This window comes from Cytophagaceae bacterium (assembly GCA_016722655.1).
GTDB lineage: Bacteria > Bacteroidota > Bacteroidia > Cytophagales > Spirosomataceae > Leadbetterella.
In genome coordinates this window covers 495173-521124 of the sequence record JADKIR010000005.1, presented here as the reverse complement: position 1 = coordinate 521124, position 25952 = coordinate 495173, and the positions used below count along the sequence as shown (strand labels likewise).

The 25952-nt window shown below is 35.8% G+C and carries 20 protein-coding genes; 8 read left to right on the top strand and 12 right to left on the bottom strand.

Annotated features, from left to right (window positions below; all coding sequences use genetic code 11):
* Positions 1-73: 73 nt before the first annotated feature.
* Entirely contained in the window at positions 74-1057 is a 984-nt protein-coding gene (locus IPP61_18110) for a pyruvate dehydrogenase complex E1 component subunit beta (GenBank protein ID MBL0327048.1), read from the bottom strand.
* 178 nt (positions 1058-1235) lie between these two features.
* Here IPP61_18110 and IPP61_18105 point away from each other — a divergent pair, with 178 nt between their 5' ends.
* Complete coding sequence (locus IPP61_18105; GenBank protein MBL0327047.1) at positions 1236-2048, top strand: MOSC domain-containing protein; 813 nt, start codon at positions 1236-1238, stop codon at positions 2046-2048.
* A gap of 204 nt (positions 2049-2252) precedes the next feature.
* Here the strand turns inward: IPP61_18105 and IPP61_18100 are convergent, their stop codons facing one another.
* Together IPP61_18100 and IPP61_18095 are read right to left on the bottom strand one after the other, a co-directional pair.
* Positions 2253-3578 carry a T9SS C-terminal target domain-containing protein gene (locus IPP61_18100; GenBank protein ID MBL0327046.1) on the bottom strand — a complete coding sequence of 442 codons (1326 nt, stop codon included), beginning with the start codon at positions 3576-3578 and terminating at the stop codon, positions 2253-2255.
* A 35-nt stretch (positions 3579-3613) separates the two neighbouring features.
* On the bottom strand, positions 3614-6370 hold the full coding sequence (locus IPP61_18095; protein ID MBL0327045.1) for a carboxypeptidase-like regulatory domain-containing protein: 2757 nt from the start codon (positions 6368-6370) through the stop codon (positions 3614-3616).
* Positions 6371-7008: 638 nt separating this feature from the next.
* Here IPP61_18095 and IPP61_18090 point away from each other — a divergent pair.
* On the top strand, positions 7009-7605 hold the full coding sequence (locus tag IPP61_18090) for a LysE family transporter (protein MBL0327044.1): 597 nt from the start codon (positions 7009-7011) through the stop codon (positions 7603-7605).
* Here IPP61_18090 and IPP61_18085 read toward each other — a convergent pair.
* Positions 7582-9141, bottom strand: coding sequence for a GH3 auxin-responsive promoter family protein (locus IPP61_18085; protein ID MBL0327043.1), 1560 nt, complete (start codon positions 9139-9141; stop codon positions 7582-7584). The genes IPP61_18090 and IPP61_18085 overlap by 24 nt on opposite strands.
* A gap of 190 nt (positions 9142-9331) precedes the next feature.
* On the opposite strand from IPP61_18085, the gene IPP61_18080 reads away from it, so the two are divergent.
* Together IPP61_18080 and IPP61_18075 are read left to right on the top strand one after the other, a co-directional pair.
* The gene (locus IPP61_18080) at positions 9332-10114 is read left to right on the top strand and encodes a UDP-2,3-diacylglucosamine diphosphatase (protein MBL0327042.1); all 783 of its coding nucleotides are present in this window, start codon (positions 9332-9334) and stop codon (positions 10112-10114) included.
* Between the two features lies 1 nt (position 10115).
* Positions 10116-11213 (top strand): glycosyl transferase, encoded by a 1098-nt coding sequence (locus IPP61_18075; GenBank protein ID MBL0327041.1) that lies wholly within the window; start codon positions 10116-10118, stop codon positions 11211-11213.
* A gap of 285 nt (positions 11214-11498) precedes the next feature.
* Here IPP61_18075 and IPP61_18070 read toward each other — a convergent pair whose 3' ends face one another.
* Both IPP61_18070 and IPP61_18065 read right to left on the bottom strand, forming a co-directional pair.
* Positions 11499-12593, bottom strand: a complete 1095-nt coding sequence (locus IPP61_18070) for a phosphoglyceromutase (protein MBL0327040.1) — start codon at positions 12591-12593, stop codon at positions 11499-11501.
* Between the two features lie 52 nt (positions 12594-12645).
* The gene (locus IPP61_18065; protein MBL0327039.1) at positions 12646-13560 is read right to left on the bottom strand and encodes a metallophosphoesterase; all 915 of its coding nucleotides are present in this window, start codon (positions 13558-13560) and stop codon (positions 12646-12648) included.
* A gap of 158 nt (positions 13561-13718) precedes the next feature.
* Between IPP61_18065 and IPP61_18060 the strand changes: the two genes are divergently transcribed.
* Positions 13719-14432 (top strand): HAD hydrolase-like protein, encoded by a 714-nt coding sequence (locus IPP61_18060; protein ID MBL0327038.1) that lies wholly within the window; start codon positions 13719-13721, stop codon positions 14430-14432.
* A gap of 1 nt (position 14433) precedes the next feature.
* Positions 14434-15582, top strand: coding sequence for a TIGR03364 family FAD-dependent oxidoreductase (locus IPP61_18055; GenBank protein ID MBL0327037.1), 1149 nt, complete (start codon positions 14434-14436; stop codon positions 15580-15582).
* On the opposite strand, the gene IPP61_18050 is transcribed toward IPP61_18055, so the two are convergent.
* The 4 genes from IPP61_18050 to IPP61_18035 all read right to left on the bottom strand — a co-directional run bounded on the left by IPP61_18050 (position 15560) and on the right by IPP61_18035 (position 22452).
* Positions 15560-16861 carry a hypothetical protein gene (locus IPP61_18050; GenBank protein ID MBL0327036.1) on the bottom strand — a complete coding sequence of 434 codons (1302 nt, stop codon included), beginning with the start codon at positions 16859-16861 and terminating at the stop codon, positions 15560-15562. The genes IPP61_18055 and IPP61_18050 overlap by 23 nt on opposite strands.
* Before the next feature lie 129 nt (positions 16862-16990).
* Positions 16991-17551: a phosphohydrolase gene (locus IPP61_18045; protein MBL0327035.1), complete on the bottom strand. Its 561-nt coding sequence runs from the start codon at positions 17549-17551 to the stop codon at positions 16991-16993.
* Between the two features lie 82 nt (positions 17552-17633).
* The gene (locus tag IPP61_18040) at positions 17634-19217 is read right to left on the bottom strand and encodes a SusD/RagB family nutrient-binding outer membrane lipoprotein (GenBank protein MBL0327034.1); all 1584 of its coding nucleotides are present in this window, start codon (positions 19215-19217) and stop codon (positions 17634-17636) included.
* Between the two features lie 31 nt (positions 19218-19248).
* Entirely contained in the window at positions 19249-22452 is a 3204-nt protein-coding gene (locus IPP61_18035) for a SusC/RagA family TonB-linked outer membrane protein (protein ID MBL0327033.1), read from the bottom strand.
* A 201-nt stretch (positions 22453-22653) separates the two neighbouring features.
* On the opposite strand from IPP61_18035, the gene IPP61_18030 reads away from it, so the two are divergent.
* On the top strand, positions 22654-23067 hold the full coding sequence (locus IPP61_18030; protein ID MBL0327032.1) for a rhodanese-like domain-containing protein: 414 nt from the start codon (positions 22654-22656) through the stop codon (positions 23065-23067).
* On the opposite strand, the gene IPP61_18025 is transcribed toward IPP61_18030, so the two are convergent.
* Entirely contained in the window at positions 23051-23902 is an 852-nt protein-coding gene (locus tag IPP61_18025) for a hypothetical protein (GenBank protein MBL0327031.1), read from the bottom strand. The genes IPP61_18030 and IPP61_18025 overlap by 17 nt on opposite strands.
* A gap of 84 nt (positions 23903-23986) precedes the next feature.
* Positions 23987-24253, bottom strand: coding sequence for a hypothetical protein (locus IPP61_18020; GenBank protein MBL0327030.1), 267 nt, complete (start codon positions 24251-24253; stop codon positions 23987-23989).
* 14 nt (positions 24254-24267) lie between these two features.
* Here IPP61_18020 and IPP61_18015 point away from each other — a divergent pair, with 14 nt between their 5' ends.
* The gene (locus IPP61_18015; protein ID MBL0327029.1) at positions 24268-25848 is read left to right on the top strand and encodes a glycosyltransferase family 39 protein; all 1581 of its coding nucleotides are present in this window, start codon (positions 24268-24270) and stop codon (positions 25846-25848) included.
* Positions 25849-25952 lie beyond the last annotated feature (104 nt).

Here is a 25952-nt window from a genome sequence, read left to right as displayed (position 1 = left end):
TTAATTTAATACATAATAAAAAAAGCGATGAGGTTGTCATCGCTTTTTTTTATAAATATCCTTTTTCAAAATATTATTTTCTGTTCATTACTTTTTTTACAGCATCAACTGTACGAGCAACGTTAGGTAAAGTAGCCTCAATCAAAGATGGTGCATAATGTAAAGGGATATCCATGTTGTTGACTCTGATAACCGGAGCATCAAGATAGTCAAATGCATATCTTTGAAGATGATAAGTGATTTCAGAAGAAATAGCTGCCAAAGGCCATGCTTCTTCTACAACCACACAACGGTTTGTCTTTTTTACTGAGTTAACCACTGTTTCGTAATCAATAGGACGTACGGTACGTAAATCAATTAACTCAACACTGATACCTTCTTTTTTCAGGCCTTCAATTGCCGGTAATACTACACGAGGAATCATTTTTCCAAATGAAACAATGGTAACATCGGTACCTTCCTGCACAATGTTGGCTTTCCCAATAGGAAGAATATACTCGCCATCTGGAATCATGCCTTTATCGCCATACATCTGTTCTGACTCCATGAAAATTACAGGATCATTGTCTCTGATTGAAGCTTTTAAAAGCCCTTTGGCATCGTAAGGATTGGAAGGAACCACAACTTTAAGACCAGGAGTATTGGCAAACCAGTTTTCAAAGTTTTGTGAGTGTTGAGCACCCAACTGTCCAGCATTTCCGGTTGGTCCACGAAATACTATCGGGCAAGAGTATTGACCTGCAGACATGGCCATGATTTTGGCAGCACTGTTGATAATCTGGTCGATGGCTACCAAAGAAAAGTTAAAGGTCATGAACTCAATAATAGGTCGGGTACCATTGATAGCTGCTCCTACACCAATACCTGCAAAGCCTAATTCGGCGATTGGGGTATCAATTACTCTTTTGGGACCAAACTCATCTAACATCCCTTGACTGGCCTTGTAAGCACCGTTATATTCGGCAACTTCCTCACCCATTAAAAATATAGTTTCATCGCGACGCATTTCTTCTGACATCGCCTCTTTTATCGCATCTCTGAATTGTATTTCTCTCATTTTGGCTTAAAAAAGTAATTTTAGAGCTGATATTGGCTCATTTGGTTTGCAAAAATACGACTACAATGTCAAAAACTAAAATACTATCTTATTGTTCCGGAAAAATATTCAAAGAAATTAACCAAAATCACCTCATTATGACAATTTAAGGCTATTTTCGAACATTAAAATATTAAAATTGAGAGTAAGTGGTTTGTTTATTTATCCCGTGAAATCATTAAAAGGCATTAGTCTGGAGGTTTCAGAAGTAGGATTTAAAGGTTTGAAATGGGATCGGAGATGGATGTTGGTTGATCAAAATAATCGTTTTTTGTCGCAAAGGGAATTCCCAGTTTTGGCAAAACTCAAAACTGAAATTTCGGATAACTATTTAAAAATTAGTGTTGAAAAGAAAAATAAGAGTATAAAAATAAAAATCGGAGAATTTCCTGTTGAAAAAATAACAGTTACTGTTTGGGATGATAAACTGGAGGCTTTGGTTTATGGAAGTGATATTAATGATTGGTTTAAGGAAATACTAGGAATGGAAGTCAGACTTGTATTTCAGCCGGAAGATTCTATTCGTGCAATCGATGGAAAATATGCAGTGACCGGCGAAGAAGAAACAAGCATGTCAGATGGTTACCCGATTCTGATTATTGGAGAAAAATCACTCGAATTTCTCAATTCAAAATGTCCTGAAAAAATAGATTTAGAGAGATTCAGACCTAACATTTTATTTGAAGGAGGAGAAGCCCATATTGAGGATAATTTCAAATCTTTTCAAATCGGTAGTGTAAAATTGTACGGCGTGAAGCCTTGTGCCAGATGTGTGATAACTACTATAAATCCTGTTACTTTGGAAAAAGGTAAAGAACCACTGGCAACACTTTCAACTTATCGAAAAGTCGGAAATAAAATTCTTTTTGGTCAAAATGTGGTTGTGCATAAGACGGGTGAAATCAGGGTAGGGGATATTTTGGTAATTAATAATGTGGTAATTACTAATTAATAATGGGGTAATTAATAATGTGGTAATTAATAATTGGTTTTAGAATAGATTAGAGGTTTTTGATGTTTAAGTTAAAATTTTTTTTTAAACACCTTTCTTTTGAGAAGATAAGGGTAAGTGAAAACAAAAAACCGGAACATAGTCCCGGTTTTTATGTAGCATTACCAATATGAATCAAGTCTTAAACTTGACTATATATTTTTATTAATAGTCGGCGTTTTGTGGGTCAAAATTTGCCCAGCCGGCAGTCCAGTCTGTACCGCCAAATGCACCAACGATAGTATTTGATTCAAATCCTGAAGGAAGCGTAGCTCCAGCAGTCAATAGTAATGATCCGGCTGATGGTAAGAAAGAAGGTTTTCCAGTGGCTGCATTGTAACCTGATGGAAGTCCTAAAGTTGAAATTTCAAGACCGAATTGATTTTTTCTTGAAGCATCTTTTAGTTTAGCTTCATCAGCACCAGACACAATAGGCTTGCTCATTCCTGCGAATATCAAACCTTTAAAGTCGTTTTTGCCATCCACGAAGTTCTTTTGTGTAGCAGCATCACCCAATTCAAATCCACCTTTTGGGAATGCACCCACTACCAAAGAGTTATAGATAGATATAGCTGAGTTACGTCTGATTCTGTAACCTGAACGGAATTTAGCATCAGGAGTTCCTTCCGCAATAAAGATGGAAACATTGGCAAATTTTGCACTGGTTTGTGGTGCTGCATCTGATCCGGAAGCATCGTTGTCAGATTCAAAACCATTGGAATCAGAACATGAACATTGGTCAGCTACTTTTGGATCTCTGAAAATATACCCATATTGAACGTTTCCGCTAAAGCCCCAGTCTGTATCGAAGTCATCATCAAGATTTTTGAATGAAATTAGGTGTTTTGGATTAACTGTTCCACCAAAGAATTCAAATCCGTCATCACCGTTACTTGAAACCTGAACATAGTCAATAGTAGTTCCACTACCTACACCACCCATAGTTAGACCGTTGATCTCTTTGTCGGTTTCGAAAGCAATTCCTCCAAATTCAATTCTAACATACTTTAAAATACCTGAGTTATCTGCGGCATTGCTACCACCAAAAGTCGAGATATTTTCTCCTTCAATTGTTGCCGGAGTTTTGTTAACCGGAGCATTTCCTAGGATGATGATTCCACCCCAGTCACCAAGGTTTCTTGAACCTTTAGCTTGGTTTGAAGTAAATACAATTGGCTTAGCCACTGTTCCTTCAGCCATAATTTTAGCACCTGGCTTAATAATAAGTGTGGCTTTAGTGGATTTGTCTCCTTTGATAATTGTACCTGGCTCTATGGTCAAAGTTGCACCTGATTCTACATATACAAAGCCTTCCAAAAGGTATTTGTTAGCGGCTTTCCAGGTTGTATTGGTGGTGATAGAACCTTTTATGGTAAGGTTTTCACCCACAGGCGTAGTGTCCTCATCTTCGTCATCTGTTCTATCACAGGCAGTAAAAGTAAGGCCAATGCTTAAAAGTAGTAAAAACAGAACTCTGAAATTGTTTTTCATAATTTTCGTAATTAATTAGTAAAAAGGAGTTTATATTAAAATTTGTAATTTACTGAAATGGTATAATTTGATCCTCTTTTATATTCCTGAAATATGCCATCGGTATCAGTTATGTTGTTGTCACGATTAGTATCCTGAATCAATCTGAAAGTTTGGTTGAGTAAATCCTGAACACCCGCTTTAAATTCTACTTTACCCAAAGTTTTGGTTAGGTTCAAATCAATGGTATGTCTAGGCATTTCAAATACATTTGAACTCAAAACATTGTCGCCAATTACATAAATTCTTTTTCCAACTGTATTGTAAAGGGCATTGGCTTGTAAACCATATTTTGGCAAAGTATAAAACAATCCGGCATTTACGAGATAAGGCGATTGTCCCTGCAAATAGCGGCTTTGATCAGAAACACCACTCACTGTCACACTTGATTGAATGAGTGAACCGTTTAATACTGCCATCAGGTTTTTGTTGATTTCCTTTCTGATTTCCATTTCAACTCCTGTAGAGTAGGCCGATTTGGCATTGGAAACTGTAAAAGCAAGAGCACTACCGTTATAGAATATTGAGGCCTCAATTGGGTTTTTGAAATCTTTGTAGAATACTCCAAATGTGATCAATTCAGTTTCAGAAGGATAGAAGTCATATCTTAAATCTAAATTTTGAACCGATGCAGTTTTGAGGTTTTTATTTCCTCTTCTTGATACATCAAATGCAAAGTCATAATAAGTAAATGGGGCTAACTCTCTGAATTCAGGACGGTTTACCGTACTTCCAAATCCAAATCTCAGGATATTTTTTGCATTGAATTTATAGAAAGTATTCAATGACGGTAAAGTGCTGAAAATAGGGTTGTTTACATCGATTTTTGCACCACCACCTCTTTCTCTACTCTGAAGGGTTTGTTGGTTAAACTCTTCGCGTAATCCAAGATTTAGGTTAAATTTCTCAGAAATTGGAAGAGCAAAATTTATGTATCCAGCTGTCAAAAGATTCTGGGCTGTATATTTATCATCATTGTTTGTTCCTTCAGAATAAAATACTCTGGTGGGGCTTAAGTTTTCTGAATTAAAAAACTTTTCAGGACTTAAAGAAAGCAATTCTGAAGTGATACGGTTAGGGTTTACAATTCCAAACCAACGTGCAGCAAACAGACGATCCTTATATTCGGAATAAACACCTACTTTCAATACTTTATTGAGTTGTTCGTCCTGATTCTTTTTGATTATTCTGTCATAGTTTACAGTTCCGGTAACTACGAATTCATCCATGCTTGAATAAAATCTTGCCGCTTGAGTAAGGGTTGGCGACTCAAACTGTTGAAGGTCCATTTTATAGTCATCATTGCTGCCCATAACTCTTGAAGAAGTAAACCTTCTAAAATCAGGCTCATTTCTTACCGTATAACCAAAACCGCCAATCCATTTTAATTTCGAAATTTCACTTAATTCATGAGTTCCGTTTAACTGACTGGAGATAATGCTCTTCTGTTCGTATCTGAATGACTGGTTAAAAATTTCCAGGTTGTTTTCATACAAATTACCATTCCTGGTTACGGTCTCTTTTGAAGCCAGCTGGTTAAACAGGTTTCTGAATTCAATTTTATTTTTTGGATTTAAGATCAAGGCCCAGTTGCTCATTGCACCTAATCTGATATTGTTGGAATAACTATTGTCAGAGAAGTCGTTCTGAACGTTTCCATCGTAGAAAAATCTGTTTTGTTTGATATCGAAATTGGTGTGTGTATTAGAATAATTGATATAGCTAAAATTGGTCAACTCTTTTCTTCCAAAGAAAAATCTTCTTGAGTAATTGATATTGGCTCTTATATCAGGATTTACATTCTTGGTCTGCAAATCATAATAATTATTCAGACCTTTAAATTCATTGATGATGTCTGAAGTAGAGGCATAATTGATAACTTTTTTGGTGGAAGGGAAGCCATCAGGAAGACTTCTGAAAGCACTGCCAAATCCTATTCCGTCAAGCCCTGAGCCACTATGATCCTGCACTTTCATACCTGTGGTATTAGTTCTGTATCCCAAACCAAAACCTACTGATAGATTGTTGCCATCAGGAACAGTTTTTGTGAATATTTTTATAGCACCACCAGCGATATCTCCTGGTAACTCAGCGGAAGGTGATTTAAACACCAACATTCTGTCAATGGCAGTACTTGGAATCAGGTCAAAAGAGAAAGATTTTATATCTACTTCGGTAGATGGGGTTACAATATCATTTAATAATACTGTGTTATATCTTTCATTTAAACCACGAATCACGATGAATCTTTCATCAAAAATCGAAACACCTGGTACTCTTCTTACCACCTGAGATGCATCACGATCCTGAGTTTTGGTGATTTGCTGTGAAGAAACACCCACAGCAATGGTTTGCATTTGTTTCAGTTCTGAGATTACAGCCACTTCGGTGCCTGTCATTCTTTGACCTTTAACGACCAATGCATCCAATACTTTCGAATCTTCTACTAATTCTGCATTGATGATGGTTGATTTATCGGCCTCGACTCTCACATTTTCAATTGTGATGGGTGTAAAACCGATACTGGAAATAAGTATTTTATAGATACCCGGATTTACCTTGGAAAATGAAAAATCGCCATCTACGCCTGTTACTGCTGCTAATGGTGTACCATCAATTTTTACTGTGGCACCTATTGCGGCTTCATTGATAGCTTTTTCAATAATTTTACCTTTGATACTTCCTGATTGGGCGAATGAAAAAGAAAAGGAGAATGATAGTGTAAATAATAATAATAGTCTGAACTTGTTCATTAATATTGGTAGTTTTGATTCTGATGCAAAACTACAGGGCCAATGTTAAGTGAATGTTAAGCCAATGTTATGTTTGTGTTGTCAGTGTTAAATGCTCCATTTTTTTAAGAATTTATTTGTGTTTCATTTCAATAAGATTTCTGGGATTTTAAAATTTTCGGATTAAAATTTATAAAAAATAGGTTATGTCCACAATGTTAAGTTTTTTTAAAAATATACAATTGTTAATATTTTTTTAATCTAAAAGTATCATTTTTGATTGATATATATCAAGTAATATTTAACAAAGTTTCGCTTTTTATTTATATAATAAATGCTTAAATATATATATTATGTTAATTTTGAGTAATTTCGAATATATTTTTCTTATTTTAATTCTAAATATTTTACGAATTAGTAATTGAAGTGAAAAAAAATAAAAAAATATTGATTTTTTTTGGCCAAAAATTTTTCAATTCAAAATTATGTATTACATTTGCAGTGTCAATATGACAAAACGACAAGAGAAATAAGAAATTAAAGATAAAAGTTGTGTGGATTTAGTAGCGGGAAAGGCTGGAACGTTTTGTTCCAGTCCTTTTTTTTTATACCTACCCTAAAAATTTATCCTATATATTCGCTTCAATTATTAAAAATTTATGTTTTACATTTATTCAGGATTGAGTTCAGGGCTTGTTTTGGGTGCTGGAGTAGGTAATGTGAAAATTACTTTGATTAAAAATACACTCGAATCAGGGATAAAATCGGGAATGGTACTTTTGGCAGGAGTGGCTTTGTCTGATATGGTGCTAATTACACTCGTAAATATCAGCGACAGACTTTTTAAAATCAGAGAGAATTGGCAACAGATTATTTTTTCCGGGACAGGGGTAGTTTTTATAATCCTTGGGCTTTTCCTTTTTATAAAAACATTATTTTGGACAAATGCGGAGGACGATACCAGATTTAAGAATTTTAGAAACTTAAATCCATTTATTATTGGATTTTTAATCAATACCTTAAATCCGTATAATTACCTGACCTGGATGGGATTTCTTGTTTTCTTAAATAAACTGAAAGCAGGTTTTGAAGACAAACTTCTCTTTTTCTTTTTTGCTCTATTGGGAATGATGATTATTGATGGACTGATTGTACTAAATATCAAAAAAGCCAACTGGTTATTGAAATACAAAAAACAGCTGTCTATTCTTAATGCTTTGATATTTATTGGTTTAGGCTTGAAGTTGCTTTTGTGATTCCAAAAACTCCAGCCAGTTATCTTTGGTTTTGCCTTTTAATACTCTCGGGAATTTATTTTGGCCTCCCATTTTGTTGTTGGCTTTCATCCAATCAATAAAGTGATTATTAGGTAAAATAGAGACTTTAATTTCGTCCAATGCATGATTCCGCTCAACTGCATAATCATCATTCAGAATTTTAAGAAAATTATCAATTTGTGTCCCCACGGTTTCTGGTTCAATCACCGTTGAATCAGATCCAATAAACCAATGATGACCAAAGCTTTTTTGGGTTTTAAATGACATTACCCCAAATTCCTTGATTTCTATATTACTTTCAACTGATAAAAGTTTGATGGCTTTGTTGAGGTTTTCGACAGATAGGTGTTCACCACAAACGCTCAAAAAATGTTTTGTGCGACCGGTAATCTGTATCAAAGCTTCTTGGGTATCCATAAATTTGATAGTGTCGCCAATCAAATATCGCCAGGCACCTGAGCAGGTTGTAAGGAGTAAAGCATAGTTTTTGTTTGGTTCAACATCTTTTAATGTAAGTGCTTTGGCATCGAAAAGAATATTTCCTTCCTCATCAAAATTATCATCATTAAATTCTACAAACTCGAAATAGATGCCTCCATTGGTGACCAGTTTTAAACTTTCTTTGGGTTTATTCTGATAAGCGATAAATCCCTCTGAAGCAAGATAAGTCTCTATAAAATGAAATGGCTTTTCGGGATTTAGTAATTTTTTGAAACTGTCAAGATATGGTTCGATTGAAACACCACCCCAACCAAAGGAAATGAGATTGGGCCAAATTTCCTGTATGTTGTTTACTTTATAATGTGAGATGATTCTTTCGAATAAAAGTAAAATCCATGCGGGAACTCCAGCTACAAATGAAATGTCCCAATGTGGTGCCATTTCCACAATTTTATCGAGTTTGTTTTCCCAATCCCGCTCACTGCTGATTTTTTTACCGGGTTTATAAAAATTCTCAAACCAAAATGGAATCTTGCCAGAGGTGATTCCGCTGAGGTCCCCCTCAAAATGATCATCACAACGGTTAAGCTGAGTGCTGCCTCCAAACAACAAATAACCCTTTGTAAAACTGGAAGCCGGAATGGATGTGAAGTTTGCCAGAGAAATGACCTGGTTGATACTGGTTTTATGTATCGACTTTATCATTTCTTTTGTTACCGGAATGGCTTTGGAGGCTGCTTCTGATGTGCCTGAACTCAAGGCAAAATATTTTACTTTTCCGGGCCAGGTGATGTCAGAGTTTCCATTTCGTGTTTTGAACCACCAGTTATTGTACATGGTTTCGTAGGTGTGAACAGGAATTGTCTGATTAAAATTGAGTAGTAGTTTATTCTTATTTTTTCTTTTCAGAATTTTCTTAAAATCATAATATCGGCCAAATTCGGTATCCTGAGCTTTTTTCAGGAGTTTCCGTAATGCAATTTCCTGTTGTTTATGAATTGTCCTGATTTTTTTCGACTTGATGATATTGGCGATTTTCAGGCCAGTTTTAATGGTAATTCCGGTAAAATCCATATTTAAATGTTACTTAAATGCAAAAATAGCATTTGGAATATTAAGCAATTGTTAATTTTTACCTATGCCATTTTAAATTAGAAATTAAAATTTAACTATTTGATAATAAATAGGATATATTGAGTTAACATGATAAAGTGATTTTTGTAAAAAAAACTTACGTTTGAACTTTAAGCATAAAACCGTAGTCATGTCTGACCTGCATTTGGGCTCAAGTGGTGCCAAAGCAGTAGAAGCGACTGAATTTTTGAAGTTAAATACCTGCGAAAGATTAATTCTCAACGGCGATATCATTGATGCCTGGCAGCTAAAGAAATACGGGTCATGGAAGAAAACCCACACAGGATTTTTCAGGGTAGTATTAAAGATGATGGAGAAAATGAACACCAAAGTCTATTATATCAGGGGTAACCACGACGATTTTCTTGACCAGGTGTTGCCTCTTGTGGTGGGAAAAAACTTCCAGATCAGACGTGATATGATTCTGAAATCTAAAAACCGGAAATTTTTGATTACCCATGGTGATATTTTTGACTCGGTGACTTCGCATATGAAATGGCTGGCTCATCTTGGAGACTATGGCTATACTTTTTTGCTTTGGCTCAATAAGTTTTACAATAAATACCGCACTTTAAGAGGCCTGCCTTATTATTCTCTTTCGCAGGCAATCAAACAAAAAGTAAAGGCAGCCGTAAATTTTATCTCTGATTTTGAAATTAAATTAACAGAATTGGCACGCTCTAAAGGCTGTGACGGAGTAATATGCGGACACATACACAAGCCCGCGATGAAAGAGATTGATGGAATCTGGTATTTTAACTCCGGTGATTGGGTCGAAACGCTTTCCGCCCTGGTTGAGGATCATAATGGCAACTGGGACGTAGTGTATTTTCATAAAGTAGAAAAATTAGAAATCATTTCCGAAAAACTAGTGGTAGAGTTTCCCTTAGGTTCAACCGTAATCGCATCATAATATGGAAATTGGATTTATAATTCAGGGAGAAGGCCGCGGGCACCAAACTCAGGCGGTGGCTTTGTCAGAAATTTTAGTTAAAAATGGCCACAAGGTAGTTTTTGCCCTGGCCGGGACTGCAGATATTAAAAAGCAATCGGTGTTGTTGAAAAATTGCCCCAATTTTGAGGTTTTACCCTTTTTGAGTCCCTCACTTGCTTATAATCAAAAAACCAAAGAGCTTAGCATTCTGAAAACCGTTACAGATTCACTTCCTCGTTTGCCTCAGTATTTTAAAAGCCTGAAGGTGATAAAAAATATGGTGGAGACCTATCAGCCAGATGTAATCGTAAATTTCTATGATTTTTTGGGAGGAATATTTTCTGGTTTTTTAAACCGTTTTGATGTGCCGGTTGTATGTATAGGTCACCAATATCTATTGCTCAACAGTGTGTTTGAATATCCTCAAAATCAAAGATTAGATCGCTTCTTTGTAAACTTCAATACAAAAATTACCTCTTTGAAAGCTGATAAAATGCTGGCTTTGTCTTTCAGGAAGTTTTGGTCAGAGAAAAATATTCATACTGTGCCGCCGCTGCTAAGGTCTGAATTAAAACTACAAGAGGTTTACAATGAGAACTTTATTCTGGTTTATGTTACTCAACCCGAATTGATTACCGATGTTATAACTCAATGCAAACTTTACCCGGAAGAGAATTTTGAGATGTTTGTGGATTTGAAAGATGATATAATGCTACCGGCCAATCTGAAAATAAACCCTATCTCCAATTCTCTATTTTTGGAACGTATGGCTGCTTGTAAGGGGCTGATCAGTACAGCAGGCTTTGAGTCTGTTTGTGAGGCCATGTATTTAAGTAAGCCCGTAATGATGGTGCCGGTAAAGAACCATTATGAGCAAAAATGCAATGCCTTCGATGGAGAAATGTCTGGAGCCGGAATATTCTCTGAAAATATAGATTTTGGAAAGTTTCTTAACTATTTGAAATCTGACAAATATCAAAGTAAAAATCACCGTAAATGGTTTGATCAAACTGAAAACATGTTTTTGAATGAACTTGAGAGTTTGGTTAAAGGTGAAAACCTGGCTATTCAAAAATAGATCCAGAATCAGCTGATATAAGAATAGGATAAGAGTCTTTTATCCTAACAAACTAGGTTTAATTTTTTGGGTTAAAAATTTATAAACACCCTAAAAATTTTGAAAGATAATTTTTCAGAATTAATAGTAAACAGAGCAAAAGTATTGAAATTGATATTTCCAGAGATTTGATAATAGTTGGGTAATTATCTGATTTTATTGTTAAAATTGTTTAGAAATAAGGGTTAAATCAAGTGATTTAACCCTATTTTACTCATCATTAACAAATAAAAATTACCCTATGAATTAGTGGAATATTGTCAGGTTGTCTGAAATAGATTTTTGGGGTATATCTTTGGTTTTTATAAAATCGATGCCCAGAGTTTTGGCTACTGTTGCGGCTATTTGAGATTGAAAAGTATTTCCACCTTTTTGTACTTCACCTTTTTTGGCAATATTTGGCCCTATTGCTGCTGCCCATATCTGCGATGCACCTTTGATTCTTATGCCATGGCTCGTCCATTCCGATTTGGTTTTGTCACCCCGACCATGGTCAGTAGTAAGTATAAAAGTGGTTTTGTCTTTGTATTGAGGCATTGACTTGCACAGCTCCCAAAGGTCTTTCAGGTAGTTGTCATAAGCATGTGCAGCCTCCAGATAATCATCATATTTGCCTGCATGAGCCAAACCATCAGTATCATCAAGTGAAATATAAAGCACTTTAGGTTGATTACTTTTCAGATATTCTCTTGCCTGGAAATAAGTAATAAAATCATGCCGTTCTGCATGTCCTTTGGGTGCCAGCATTTGAATATCGTTGAGAAGATTTTGTGTGGGACCCGGATTTTGAGTTACAAGGTCATGACCGGCGTTAACCGGAATTTTATTTCTTTCAGTATTTATGATATAAGGAAATACGTCCCAGGTAGAAAAGGCAGCAATTTTTCCCTCAAATTCCTTTTTTTGATTTAGAAACTCAAAAACGGTTATGTTTTGGTTTGGCTTTTTGTCGTTGGAATTCACCAGGCTGTCGGCATAACCGGTGAGCATTTCATTGTAACCCGGGTAGCTAAACCAATAATTGTTTTCAACATCCATAAAATTGCCTTTCCAGCGGTTGCCAAGTACCGTACCATCTATTGCAATTTTGGACCAGAAAAAGGGCATTAATTTTTGTCTTCTAAGGTTTATATCTGCATCGTAGTATTTCTTCATCAGACCGCTTTTGTCTGAAGAAAATTGTTGGTTTGAGGCAATAAGGGTGTCGATTCCGCCAAATACTTCCTGCCAACGCAGCCCGTCTGTTGTAAATAGAATTACATTTTCGGCGTTTTGGGCTATTGAAATATTTTTTAATAAAAATAGAAAACTAAAAATTATAAATCGGCAAAGAGTTTTCATGAAAAAGGCTAAATGATTAAAAAAAATAAGGGAGTGTTATTTCACTCAAAATTCAGGAATATTTTAAGTATTGATTTGAAAAAGTACCATCAGGAAACAGATCTATCAAAGCATAACCCGGAGCAGTCTTTTTGTAATTCCCCATCCACCAGTTTCCACTTACGGCACCATTGCAAAAGTAGGTCACCGAATTATAGTCTATGCGGTCATTGAGATGTATGTGCCCGCTAATCGCCAACTTGATGTTGGGGTAGTTGTCAAATAGTTCAATCAATTCTTCAGCATCACCATGCATCCAGGTTTCCGGAACTCTCCATTCTCCGTTTTTAAAATTTTTGCCATCTAAAAAAACACAAGCAGACAAAATCGGTATATGCGACACTATCATCACAAATTTTTGTTCAACCTGGCTTTGCTCAAGTCTGGATTTGAGCCAGTTAAACTGTTTTTCGTCTATTTTTCCCTGATATCCTTTTCCTTCTGTTTTGCTTTGAATACTGTCTAAAACCAATATTTTCCAGTTTTCTTTGTTGATTTCGTAATATGATTTATCAATTTCAAGCTGGTTCATTGCTTCCAGCTTCCCAGATTCAAAATTATCTTTATTGTTGTCTTTCCTGAAAATATCATGATTCCCAACGCAATGATGAATAGGCAAGCCATTTTCACTTTTCAATACTTTCCCAAACAAATCCCACTGTCGATCAATACTGTTTTCGCTGGCACCATGTAAACCCATGATAGCATCCCCACCATTGATGAGCATATCGGGTACGTGGTCGAGAGATTGAATATGATGTAGGCATTTTTCAAATCCTTTTGCTGCACCGATATGAGGTTGAATATGCGTGTCAGTAATATGGGCAATCCTGATCGGGCGGTTTGATAATTGGGCTTTTAAAGCAGACGGCACACTCAGGCCACCGGTAATTAATGCCAGATTTTTGATTAGACTACGTCTCTGCATTAGTTTTTTTTACAAAATTGGTAATTCAATATCAACCAAAGATTATGGTAATGTTATGAAATTATTGTGATTGTTTAAATGATTGAAATTTAATGTTTTGTTAATATCTGAGAATTGAGTTGTGATAAAATGAGGGGTATTTTTGGTAAAAAAAATATATGTCAAATATAAAGATGGTGGCCTTTGACATGGCCGGAACTACTGTAAGAGATCAAAAAGAAGTGGAAACCTGTTTTGCAATGGCATGTGTGAAAATGGGTTTAAAGACTTCTGTTGAAAGAATTTTGTCTCTTCAGGGTTACGCCAAAAGAGAGGTTTTTAATTTACTGTGGTCTGAGCAAATTGGTCGTAGCGACCCAAATCTGAAACATATTGTAGATGAATCCTATCTGACTTTTTGTGAAATCCTGGAAGATCATTATTATCATTCTGAAATAGTTCCAACTGACTATACGCTTGAGGTTTTTGAATATTTAAAATCAAAAGATATAAAAATCGCTTTAACCACCGGATTCTACCGAAAAGTGGCCAACATAATACTTGAAAAACTGGGCTGGCTACAGGATTTGGATAATCAATATATTGCACAAAACAAAAATGCTATTATTGATATTTCAGTCACACCCGATGAAGTAATTGCCGGAAGGCCTAATCCCGCAATGTTAATCAGAGCAATGCAGGTTTTTGGCATAAAAGATCCTTTTGAGGTAATTAATATCGGAGATACGCCTGTTGATATACTTTTTGGAAAAAATGCCAGTGTGAAATATGCCTTTGCAGTTACCAATGGTACTCATTCCGAATCACAATTGACAGGCCTGGGTGCCGATGCTCTTTTGAAAAATATTGGAGAACTTAAAATGTACATTTAATATTATGAAATACGATTTAATAATAGTTGGTGCCGGAGTGATGGGGACATTCCACGCTTTTCATGCCGCAAAAAAAGGTAAAAAAGTGCTTTTGCTTGAAAAAAATGCCAGGCCTGTCGGGTCAACCATTCAAAATTTTGGTCAGGTGGTTCCTTCCGGTTTAGATCCTTTCTGGCAGAAATACGGTCGTAGAAGCCTGGAAATCTACAACGAACTGCAAAATACTGAAGACTTAACTTTGGTAAAAAATGGCAGTGTTTATATTGCTTCTGATGAAGATGAATTGCTTTTAATCAAAGAGCTGCAACAAATTAATGACAATTTGGTTTATAAAAGCGAGTTGCTTGATGCTAACCAAACGGCCCTGAAATTTCCGGATATAAATAAAGAATACATCAGAGGGTCTATTTTTTTTGCCGACGAATTCAGTGTAGATTCTTCTAAATTTATTTACAAAGTGCTATCATTTTGTCAAAAATATTATGAAGTAGATTACAGACCCAATAGTACCGTAACAGATATAAAAGAAACTCAGGGTGAGGTATATATCAAAACTGCAGCAGGGAAAATATTTTGTGGAAGGGAAGTTATTGTTTGCGGAGGTTACGAGACTTCCATTTTGTATCCTGAAATATTTGAAGACAGTGGCCTTGAAATGGTAAAACTTCAAATGCTAAAAACTATACCACTTCATCATATTGATTTGAAATCTAATATTCTCACCGGACTTACAATCAGAAGATATGAGGCATTTGAAAGTTGCCCTTCATTTCACCAGATTACAACCCCACAAAAATATCAGGATTTAAAAGCCGAAGGAATCCATATTCTTTTCAAGCAATTGCCCGACAAAAGTATCATTATTGGAGATTCACACCATTATGCTCCTGTCACCGATACTGAAAGCCTGGGTTTGGGTGTAAATGAAAGGGTAAACAAACTTATGAAAGAGGAAGCCCGTAAAATTATTAATGTTAAAGATGAAGAATATGCTCAATCCTGGGCGGGTTATTATGTGCAGCACCCCGATGGAATATTTGAATTCCAGGTTTCAGAACATGTTTCCATCAGGACCGGAATCGGTGGCAAGGGAATGACGAGTTGTGCAGGATATACTGAAGAAAAAATCAATGAACTATTTCCAGATTGATGTTTTCAGAAATATTTTGTCTTTTTCTCTTTACTTCAAAAAACAGAAATTGACCCACCACTACCAATATTCCAATAATGGCAACCCCGTTGCTGAGCTCAATGAGTATTATTTTGGGGTCTTTCATGGGATCCCAAAATTCTTTTAAAATCATTAATACTACAGAGCCTAAATATCCGAAACTATCGCAGATATAAATGAAGAATCCTGCGTTTCCACGAATGTTGAGTAGCGGAATCAAGCGGTCAAAAAATGCAATCTGGATAATCAGATAAGGCAAATAAAAGGCAAAACCTTGCAGGATCATCCATGTACTGCCGGTAATTTTGTCTAATGCCATTTGATTGTTGGCAAAAGAAATCAATATCAGGCATAGGATAAAAATCAGATTGATAGCAATAAGTGCTTTTTTGTTATTCTTAAAAATATTGAGAAATAAAATTGATAAAAATACCCAAACCGAGATCCAAATTTCAGTTTTTGCAAAAACTGAAATCTCGTGGTTTGCCTGAACGGAGTGCCATATTTCAATGCTGAAATTATCTCGAAAATCGCGGATGGTAGTCAAAAAAGCATAGAATATTACAATCAAAGTCACCCCTAAGCCATAATTTTTCAAAATCTCATTTTTATCTCTGCGGTTCATGGCTTCTCTCTTTTTCTTCAGATTTTGCTCTGTTTGGGAGGGACGGGGAATGTTGCCCAGCATCCATAGGAAAAACAATAAAAGCGGTAGGAAAATCAAACCGATAAATGCTGGCATACCAAATTCAGACATATTGGTGAAGCTTTGTATCCACAAGTACAGGCTTTTGAAGATTCCGGAAGTCATAATCATATTTATACTCAAACCCAAACCCAGGAATTCTGTAAATCTGCGTCCTTCCAAAAAACTAAAAATTACCCCATAAACCATTCCTAGCGGTAGGCCATTGATAAACATCCCGATGAATTTGTATTTTAAGGGCAAAATTCCAAAAAGAAATAAGGCAACTTCTGAGATTACTATTAAGGCGATTATAAGTTTAATTCGTGTTCCTGAGGTCAACTCTGAGATTACTTTTATACCGATAAATTTGGACAGCATATAGCCAATTACCTGAGATAAAATAAAAACGGTTTTTGCGTTAATACTGTAAATTTCGATGCCTTCAAATACCCCTGTGGAAAAAGGTTTTCTAAATGCATAGGTGCAAAAATAAGCTCCAAATGCAGCAATAAATGCCCAAATGTGAAGTTTCAAAGAGCTGTTTTTCAGTTGGTTTTGTAATGATTCCAATTGGCTTTTTTTTGTGCAAATTGGAAATCTAATATTACCGGAAAGTAACCTGATTTTTATGAAATAATTAAGTTCGCAAGGAATATTAAAAAACCTCACGAACTTTAAGAAAAGCCAAAAGGATTATTTTCAGATTGTCCTTAGGTATCTCCTGATTATTTCAAGTATATCTTCGAGGTCGGGTAGGGGAGTATTGGGGATTTTTCCGAGATCATCCCATTTCCTAAGCAAAATACTTTCTTCAAAATAGGGTGCTTCTTTAAATGAAATTGCTTCATTTTCTGTCATAATACCTCCCTGAAATTCCAGCGTTTTTTTACTGGCATCTGAAAGGCTGTCATAATATTCTTTATCTGCAAAGCACAGATATCTTTTGGCTTCTACATGGTTATATACAACCGTCTGTATTTTTTCAGAAAAACCTCGTTCTTTTAACCAGTTTTTGGCAATTAACTCATGATCTTTATTTCCAAAACCATCCATATCCTGACCTTGCATTAATGGATCTTCGATCATATGCCCGATATCGTGCAGAAATGCTGCCACCTGCATATCAATGGCCTGATCTTCACTCAGTGCCAACAAGAGGCATTGGGCTCCATGCTCATATTGTGAGATTTTCTCACCATAGTAGGCTTCCCCTCCTTTTAGGGTAAAGATTTTTTTTATCTCCCGAATTGTCTTTTCCATTTTATTTAGAATGAAGAAAAGCGGGATAAAATATCCCGCTTTTGAAACTGGTTTTTTTTAACCTAAACTTTAACTATGATCTTTATTTTAACAACCACATTTTGTCATTGATGTCATCTTTGCCCCCAAACTGGCGATCAATGGCAGCTTTGTAATTAGTGGTATTTGTAGTTCTTTCGCTCAAAGGATATTGCCATCTCACTGCGATGCGGTTGGAGTTACCGTTACCCACACCCTGATACAAAGTAGGGAATCCGGTGCGTCTCCAGTTGAAATAGGCTTCCATTCCTGAGTTCATGAAAAATGCCAGATATTTTTGAGTCAGGATATTCTCCAAACCTTTTTCAGCAGAATATTTCACATTGGGCTGCGATAAATAATCAGCCGTATTGAAATTATAGCTGAATGTGGCAAAATCAGTTGCATTTTTACCACCTGTTTTTGAATATGTAAAGGTGTTGTTGCCTTCTTTGATACCATAAAATCCTAAAGATGCTTTTACTCCTTTTTCATACCAATCAGCAGCTGCTCCTGTAGCCCAACTACGGTGCAATCCTTCAGCAATATTGAAACACATTTCAGGGTAACCCACGATAAATGTAGCTTCACCTACGTAGTTGGTGTAATATCTGTTACGATTTTGAAAAGAATATTGACCAGGTGCAAAGTCAGCACCATTGCTGGTACCCGCTTTAAATGACATATCAGCAAGGTCTTCGGCAGAACTGGCACCTTTATAGGCACTAAAATCACTTGGTTTTTTTCCTGATTTAAGTTCAGAACCTGCCGGCTCGCAAGTTAAAAATACCCGAGGGTCATTACGTTCTGTCAATCTTTCCACATAAGCTTGTGACATATTTTGACGTGTAGCATCAAAACCGAAGTTATCAGGGTTTGATGGATATTTATTATTTTGGTTACTGTTAAATAATAAACTCTCATCATTTGAGGCTAATAATGGGTATTTCGAAGGATTATTGATTATGCTGCTAAACCTTCCTTTTATGTTTAAATCCGAATCAGACTCTTTTGAACTAAGCGTAGTAAGTATTCTTAATTGAAATGCATTTACCGCTTTTTGCCATTTTTTCAGATCGCCACCAAAATAAATATCACCGGTTACATTTGATTTTCCACTTGCAATCAATTCTGCCATTTCTGTATTTGACTCATCCAACCAGGTCAGGATTTGCTTGTAAACTGCTTTTTGATCATCGTATTTCGGTGCAAAGTTTTCTGTACCTGCAAGAGCTTCAGTTAAAGGTAAATCCCCCACTCTTTTGCTCATTTGGTCATAATAAAACGCTCTGAAGAATTTACCAAGGGCGGAATAAGGATTTTTAGCGGCTTCTCCAGACCTGATGGCTTCTTCTTCCATTTTAATAACATTTTTCAATGTGTAAAAATGGTTAGGCATTTCTGACCATGTATATTCATTGGTAGCATAATAGTTATAATTGGAGCAATAAAATTGATTCCAACGCATTTCTGCCGAAAATGGCCTGCCAGTGCTGTTGTACAAAGCATATTCTACTTCTTTCAAAATCAATGAAGCAGGTACATTTACTGGTCTGTTGGGGTCTTTTTCAAGTGCTGAAAAATCTGTTTCGCAGCTTGAAATAGTCAAGCCCAATATTCCGATTATTATTAATGATAATTTTTTCATTTTTTTTCAATAATTTTTTAAATGAGAAATCTTAGAATGTAAGATTTAAGTTAACACCATATCTTCTTGTTGAAGGTGTCTGTAAACCTGAAGAACCGCCATCCAGATATTGGTTAAGGTCAATGTCTTTTTTCTCAGCGAAATACAACAAATTACGACCCACTACAGAAACACTGATTTGTTGAATTCCTGATTTACTGAACAATTTCTTAGGAATCTGATACCCAATAACCACTTCTCTTAGCATTCCGAATGATCTTGACATCAAGTTACCTTCATCAGAGTTGTAATATCGGCTCACCCAGTCCTGCAAATATTGCTTGGTGGTATTTGGAGTATAAGTCAATTCCGCATAGTTTGTAACATTTCCATCTGCATCATATTTGATGGTGGCACCGTTAGCTACCTGCACTCCCTCTCCTACATAAGATTTAACACCCAAATAGTCCTGATATCTGGCATCACCCATAGCACCTGTAACCAGGTCAATATGACGACCACCACGGAAGGTTTGTTTCTGAACATAGTTTGAGATTACCCCACCAATACGTCCATCAAACTGGAAACTAAGATTTACACCTTTATATTCAAACTGGTTGTTGATTCCAAAAACAAATTTCGGAAGCATGTTACCCAGATACTGAGAAACAGGAGCATATATTGGTCTTCCTGAAGCATCATTGATGATTTGACCGTCCGGAGTTTTTACGAAAGCTCTTCCATAAAACTTATCCATTCTGTCACCTATTTTAAGAAAAGTATTTAAGCTTTCTACGCCAGGATATATTTCCTTCAGTGTTTCCACATAAGTTGAATAATTGGCTACAACATTCCAGTTTAGACCTTCAGCGTTTTTGATTGGACTTCCTGTCAATGACACTTCAACACCTTTTTTCTGAGTTTTGATACCGTTAACAAGAGCAGAAGAGTAACCAGATGTGCTCGAGATTGGGAGGTTGAAGATTTTTGGACCTTCATCAGAGATAAAATAGGTGGCTTCCAAACCAATTCTGTTTTGAAGGAATTTTAAATCTAAACCAAGTTCTGTTTGTGAAGTAGAACTTGGAATTAGATTGGGGTTATTTAGGGAGTTGGTATAAGAGGCAGAAGGAGTATTGTTATAAGAATATAAAACCGAATAAACTGCTGAATTTTGGTAAGTAGGGCCATCATAAGGTGAAGAATAAGATTCCCCATAAACCAGACCAGGTGCAGATGCAATAGATCCGGTTGTCAAACCATCCTTAACGTTGGCATAAGAACCTCTGATTTTTAAGAATGAAATAAATTCAGGAATGGGCAAATAATCAGTCAAAGCGGTGGATACAGAAACTGAAGGGTAAAAGAATGTATTGTTCCCTTTTGGTAATGTAGAAAGTTGATCTACACGGCCTGTTGTTGAAAGGTTGATATAATCTTTATAACTAAGGTCAGCCGAATAGTAGCCTGAATTAACCTGCATATTTGAATTAAAGTTAAATACTTTTACAGGATTGGCTGAATTTATAAAATTATAAAATCCCGGAACGATGAGATAATCAGTGGAAGCAAAGTTAGAATTGAATTTGAAAGACCTTACATTTCCACCAGCCCATATTTTAGCATTAAAACCTTCGAAAAGATTTTTGTCATACTTGAAAAGGATATCGGTATTGTTTTCAAATAAACTTCTTCTGTCTTCGCGGTAATCACCTCTTCTCTCATCTCTTCCATATGTTCCGGCAGAATAAGGGAATTTCTCACTTCTGAACAGATCCCAGGTAGTAACCTGAGTTCTCAACATTACATCTAAAGAAGGAGCGATCTGATAAGTCATAGAAGCCTGTCCTATGATATCTGTTTTATAATGGCCTCTCAACCACTCGTAACTCATGAAATAAGGGTTGTTATATCTTTGATATTCCGCATATATTTGTTGGATACCTTCTTTTCCTTCCTGCCAGTAATCTTTCATGTCGTCCACATCCCAGTCGGCACCTGCCCACAATACCATGTTGTAAATGATAGAGTTAGGTCCGTAGTTGACATCAGGGAAATTAGGTGACATCTGACGATTGTATTGCAGGCCACTCGAAAATTTCAATTTTTTGTTGAATTGATAATCAGTGGTCATATTGAAGTTCAAAATGTCCAGTTTTGTGTTGGGTACAATACCTTTTTGGAAAGTATTTGAGCCGGAAAATCTTACATTGTATTTTTCACCTGAAGCAGAAAGAGAAACGTTATTTGTTGATAAAACACCTGTTTGAAGAAAACGGGCTAAGTTATCTTTTCCTCTTGCTATATAGGGAGTCCCCTGACGTACACCGGTTACAGGATCAATCGGTGAATCGTATTGTGGAATAAGTTGGCCTTCAAATTTAGGACCCCAACCTCCATCATAGTCACCGTCATTCAAACCACCGCCTTTACCATCCACAAAGGCATATTTTCCGTGGTCACCAGGACCATATTCATCCTGAGTTTTAGGGAAAGCATAAAAACTATTGTCAAACATGGTGCTTGAGTTGAAATCAACCTGGTAACCTCTTTTGTCTTTGGTACCTCTTTTGGTTGTAATCAAAATCGCTCCGTTTTTACCTCTAAATCCATAAAGGGCTGAGGCCGATGCACCTTTTAAAACTGAGTAAGTCTCAATATCATCAGGGCTGATGTTCCAGGTGTCTGAGTTAACAGGCACACCATCAACAACATAGAGGATTTCGCTGTTTCCGCGAAGCTGAATGTTTGGTTTACGCAAAAGCTCAGGTTGAGATCCCACAGTTAGTCCGGCAACTTTACCTGTTAAGGCATTGATTGCATTTGGCTCTCTGGCTTTGATCACAGCATTTCCATCAACAGACTGAATAGAAACACCTAATCTTTTAGATTCTTTTTTGATACCAAGTGCCGTAACCACCACTTCTGATAGTGCCTTTGCATCTTCCTCCAATGAAATGTTGATCACAGTTTGATTTCCAACCGTAATTTCTTTGGCTTTATAACCAATAGAAGATATCGTAAGGACGCTTTTTTCTGATTCTACATTGATTTTAAAATCTCCGTTTACATCCGAAGTTGTACCAAATGAAGTGCCTTTTTGAAGAATACTTGCACCAGGAATAGGGCTGTTTTTGGCGTCAGTTACTTTTCCTGTAACAGATCTTTGAGCCAATAAATTACCGGAAAACAAGACCATAAACAGGCATGTTGCTAAAAATCCGGATTTTAGTTTGGGTAAAGTTTTGATTGTCATAAACTTTTTGAGGTTAATAAATAGTTTAAAATTCCACTGCAAAAGTCTATGTATTGTGTGAACTGAAAATTACCGGAATGTGAAGTTTAAGCAAAGAAAAAGGCGTAATTATTAAGAAAATTTAAAATAGATTTAACATTGAATCTTAAATATTAAAAAAAATAAAGCTTAAGTTTGAAATTGCAAATTATATGTTAAAAAATGGGAAAAAGGTATTTTATATATCTATGGGTTTGGATTTTAAGTTTGGCTGGTAGTTCCTGTGAAAAAGAAGCACCGGAGGTTTTTTATGAAACTGAAATTTACAACCTCCATGCTGAGGAGTTTATGGGTAAATTTAAAGAAAGCAAAGAGAATCAATTGGTTGATATTCGTACTCTGGATGAATATAAAAGCGGGCACATTCAATATGCCAGACAAATCGATTATTACGGTGAAGATTTTAAGGAGCAATTGTTGAAACAACTGGATAAATCAAAACCCGTATTTATTTATTGTCGTTCCGGAAACCGTACCAGCAAGACAGTAGATATCATGAAAGGACTTGGTTTTAAAGAAGTCAACAATCTGGTAGGAGGTTACAATGAGTTGGTGCCCTTTACCGACGAGTGTTAAGGTTTTTCTGAATGATACCGGGCAATACACTAAGCGGTCTTCTCAAAAATAGCAAGATAAATACGGCTGAAAACAATGCGAGTGGCCAAAGTCTGAAGTAAAACGTTTTGGGTAAATTAATTTCAGCGTAAATAGAACCTGTTTCCACAAAATCCGGATTATTGCTTTTAAGAATTGGATTGGTATAAAGTGATGATTTTTCTCCGATTACTTCAAAACGAATAAACTTTGGGTTATTTTTCAAAGAAATGATACCATTTGAAGCGATGATTTGTGGTATTCCATCTTCAATCAAAAATACACTTTTTATATTTCCTTTAAAACTATATCGAACTTCATTTTTTTCAAATCTTATACTGTCTATTTCAATATCAGTGATACCATCGTTGGATTTGTAAGCTACATGCTGTCCACTTTTCAAGGCATTTAATACCTCCGTTTTGTTATTAGCTTCAGTGTTTATACCTACGAAATAACTTCCGGCAGGCTGTTTTTTTAAATCGTGGGTATCGTCGCTGGCTAAAATCCAGGAAGTATGACCGTTCATAATGGCATGATCGTAAAGGTCAAAAGAAGTAGCATACGGACTCAAAACTTCAAAAAGATGGTAACCTGAAAGTTTTTCCACATCTTCTTTTGTGATTGCGTTTCTGAGATTGGGATGGCAAATTGAAACCAATGTGGCATTTTCACGGATGTTAATGATTCGTTGCTGTTTTTGAGATAAACCCTGTTTTAGGGGGAAATCGAGACCATCGGTATGGGTACTGTTGATTCCCAAAAAATGCACTTTATCAATATTGAAACCATGTTCGTAACAAGGGATTTCCAGCAAATCAGAGATGTTTTTTTTATTGATTTTATGATAATTAGACAGTCCGGCTACTTTAAATCCCAGTTTTTTATAAGTTTCAAGTATTTACTGATCTGAATTATGCCCGTTGGTCAAGCCGCCCCATTCTTTGGAATGAGCATGAAAATTGGCTTTGGTCAAAACTCCTTTTTGCCAGTTTTGATAGGGGTTATAATAGTGATTCTGAGGTTTTCCGGGATCGGAGAAATCATATATTTCGGTCTGATAATAATAGAAAGCATAAATAGATAATGGCAACATTATCAAAAATTTAATGAAAACTTTACCTACAAAAACCCATTTGTCATGTAATGACCTCACATCTTTGGACATAATTAAATCAAATAATGCCCAAACTTAAACTCCCCGTATTACCTGAGTCTTTACCTAAAGTTATTTCATTGTTAAATCTCAGCCGTAATGAAATGTGGTTTTTAGTGGCGTATATTTCATTTAGTATTCTGGGAATGACATTGACCCCGCTTTTTGATGAGGATGAAGGTTTTTTTGCTGAAGCCGCCAGAAATATGCTTGCAACAGGAGATTGGATCAGCATAAAAGTAAATGGCCAATACCGATATGATAAGCCCGCATTGTTTTTTTGGTTTGAGGTATTATTTCTTAAAATTATCGGGAATACGGAAATCGCTGTAAGGTTCCCTTCTTTTATTGCATTTATCGTTAATGTTTTGGTAATGCGACAGTGGGCACGACAACTATTTTCCAATCAGGCAGGATATAAAATACTCATCGTACTATCCACTTTTTTGCAATTTCAGATTCTGGCAAGAGCAGCGGTTTCAGATAATTTCCTCAATCTATTTGTAAGTCTTGCTTTGTTTTCATTCTGGAAAAGGTATCAAAAGCACACATTAAGTATGTTGCCTGTTTTTGTTTACGCGGGTTTGGGATTCTTCATAAAAGGCCCCATCGCATTTGTACTCATATTTGGGATTATTTTCAGTTTTTTAATTTTAAAAAAAGAATGGAGATTAATTAGAAGTTATCTCAATCCATTGTATTGGCTGGTGGCGATTTTGATTCCTGCCCCCTGGTTTTATTTTGCTTTTCAAAAATCCGGAGAATTTTTATTTACAGATTTTTTCCTAAAACATAATTTTGGAAGATTTGCTCAAACCATGGAGTCACATGGTGGATCTTTATTTTATTATATTCCGGTGCTGATCCTTTTTATAATTCCCTTTACACATACTTTGATTTTTGTTGCCATAAAAACCCTCAAATACTTTGTTTCAAATAAAGGTTTTAACCTTTTAAAAATTAATGATTTAGAGCCTCACAAGCTTCTGTTTTTATTATGGTTTATGATTCCATTTATATTATTTTCAATCTCTAAGACACAGCTTCCACATTATATATCAATCTCTTATTTCCCTCTGGCTCTAATTTTTTCGAACCAAAAACAGTTATTCGACAAGTTTTTCTTTTTTCAAATCATAGGATTGATCCTGGTGTTGATTTTTGTTCCGGTTGTTTATGAAAGTTTTAAAATTGAAGACCGTTTTGTGAATGAAATGCTTATTCAGACCAAAGATGTTTTTGGAAGCCGGTATTTGTCCGTGATGATCAGTATTATTTCTGGTCTGGCATTTTTATTTTTTTACAAAAAAAGCAGTCCTTTTATTCCGGCATTGGTTTTTGGTTTGGGATTAAGTTGGTTTATTTTTCATTTTGGAATTTTACAGCAAGGCTTCGTAAAAGCTTTGGGACAAAAATTATTGAAATCAAATATCAATGTAAAAATGAAAGATCACTATAATCCCAGCCTTTCATTTTATGCCCAAAAAGGATTCCCAATTGCCGGCCCGGCCAAAACCGGAGATTTGATTTTTAGTAAATCGTCCCAATCAGATACTTCAGATATTATTGGGGCTTTTGGTGGATATAGGGTGGTGAGGGTGAGATGAGAGAATTAATGAATGAATTAAGAATGAATGAATTATTGAATGAATGAATGAGTGATAGTTTTGAGAATTTATTGATTGAAAGATTAAAAAAAATGGGAAATGAA

Excerpts from the sequence above, each read along its gene's own strand:
- IPP61_18110 (MBL0327048.1), bottom strand. The coding sequence starts at position 1,057 with ATGAGAGAAATACAATTCAGAGATGCGATAAAAGAGGCGATGTCAGAA.
- IPP61_18100 (MBL0327046.1), bottom strand. The coding sequence starts at position 3,578 with ATGAAAAACAATTTCAGAGTTCTGTTTTTACTACTTTTAAGCATTGGC.
- IPP61_18095 (MBL0327045.1), bottom strand. The coding sequence starts at position 6,370 with ATGAACAAGTTCAGACTATTATTATTATTTACACTATCATTCTCCTTT.
- IPP61_18090 (MBL0327044.1), top strand. The coding sequence starts at position 7,009 with ATGTTTTACATTTATTCAGGATTGAGTTCAGGGCTTGTTTTGGGTGCT.
- IPP61_18085 (MBL0327043.1), bottom strand. The coding sequence starts at position 9,141 with ATGGATTTTACCGGAATTACCATTAAAACTGGCCTGAAAATCGCCAAT.
- IPP61_18080 (MBL0327042.1), top strand. The coding sequence starts at position 9,332 with ATGTCTGACCTGCATTTGGGCTCAAGTGGTGCCAAAGCAGTAGAAGCG.
- IPP61_18075 (MBL0327041.1), top strand. The coding sequence starts at position 10,116 with ATGGAAATTGGATTTATAATTCAGGGAGAAGGCCGCGGGCACCAAACT.
- IPP61_18070 (MBL0327040.1), bottom strand. The coding sequence starts at position 12,593 with ATGAAAACTCTTTGCCGATTTATAATTTTTAGTTTTCTATTTTTATTA.
- IPP61_18065 (MBL0327039.1), bottom strand. The coding sequence starts at position 13,560 with ATGCAGAGACGTAGTCTAATCAAAAATCTGGCATTAATTACCGGTGGC.
- IPP61_18060 (MBL0327038.1), top strand. The coding sequence starts at position 13,719 with ATGTCAAATATAAAGATGGTGGCCTTTGACATGGCCGGAACTACTGTA.
- IPP61_18045 (MBL0327035.1), bottom strand. The coding sequence starts at position 17,551 with ATGGAAAAGACAATTCGGGAGATAAAAAAAATCTTTACCCTAAAAGGA.
- IPP61_18040 (MBL0327034.1), bottom strand. The coding sequence starts at position 19,217 with ATGAAAAAATTATCATTAATAATAATCGGAATATTGGGCTTGACTATT.
- IPP61_18035 (MBL0327033.1), bottom strand. The coding sequence starts at position 22,452 with ATGACAATCAAAACTTTACCCAAACTAAAATCCGGATTTTTAGCAACA.
- IPP61_18030 (MBL0327032.1), top strand. The coding sequence starts at position 22,654 with ATGGGAAAAAGGTATTTTATATATCTATGGGTTTGGATTTTAAGTTTG.
- IPP61_18020 (MBL0327030.1), bottom strand. The coding sequence starts at position 24,253 with ATGTCCAAAGATGTGAGGTCATTACATGACAAATGGGTTTTTGTAGGT.
- IPP61_18015 (MBL0327029.1), top strand. The coding sequence starts at position 24,268 with ATGCCCAAACTTAAACTCCCCGTATTACCTGAGTCTTTACCTAAAGTT.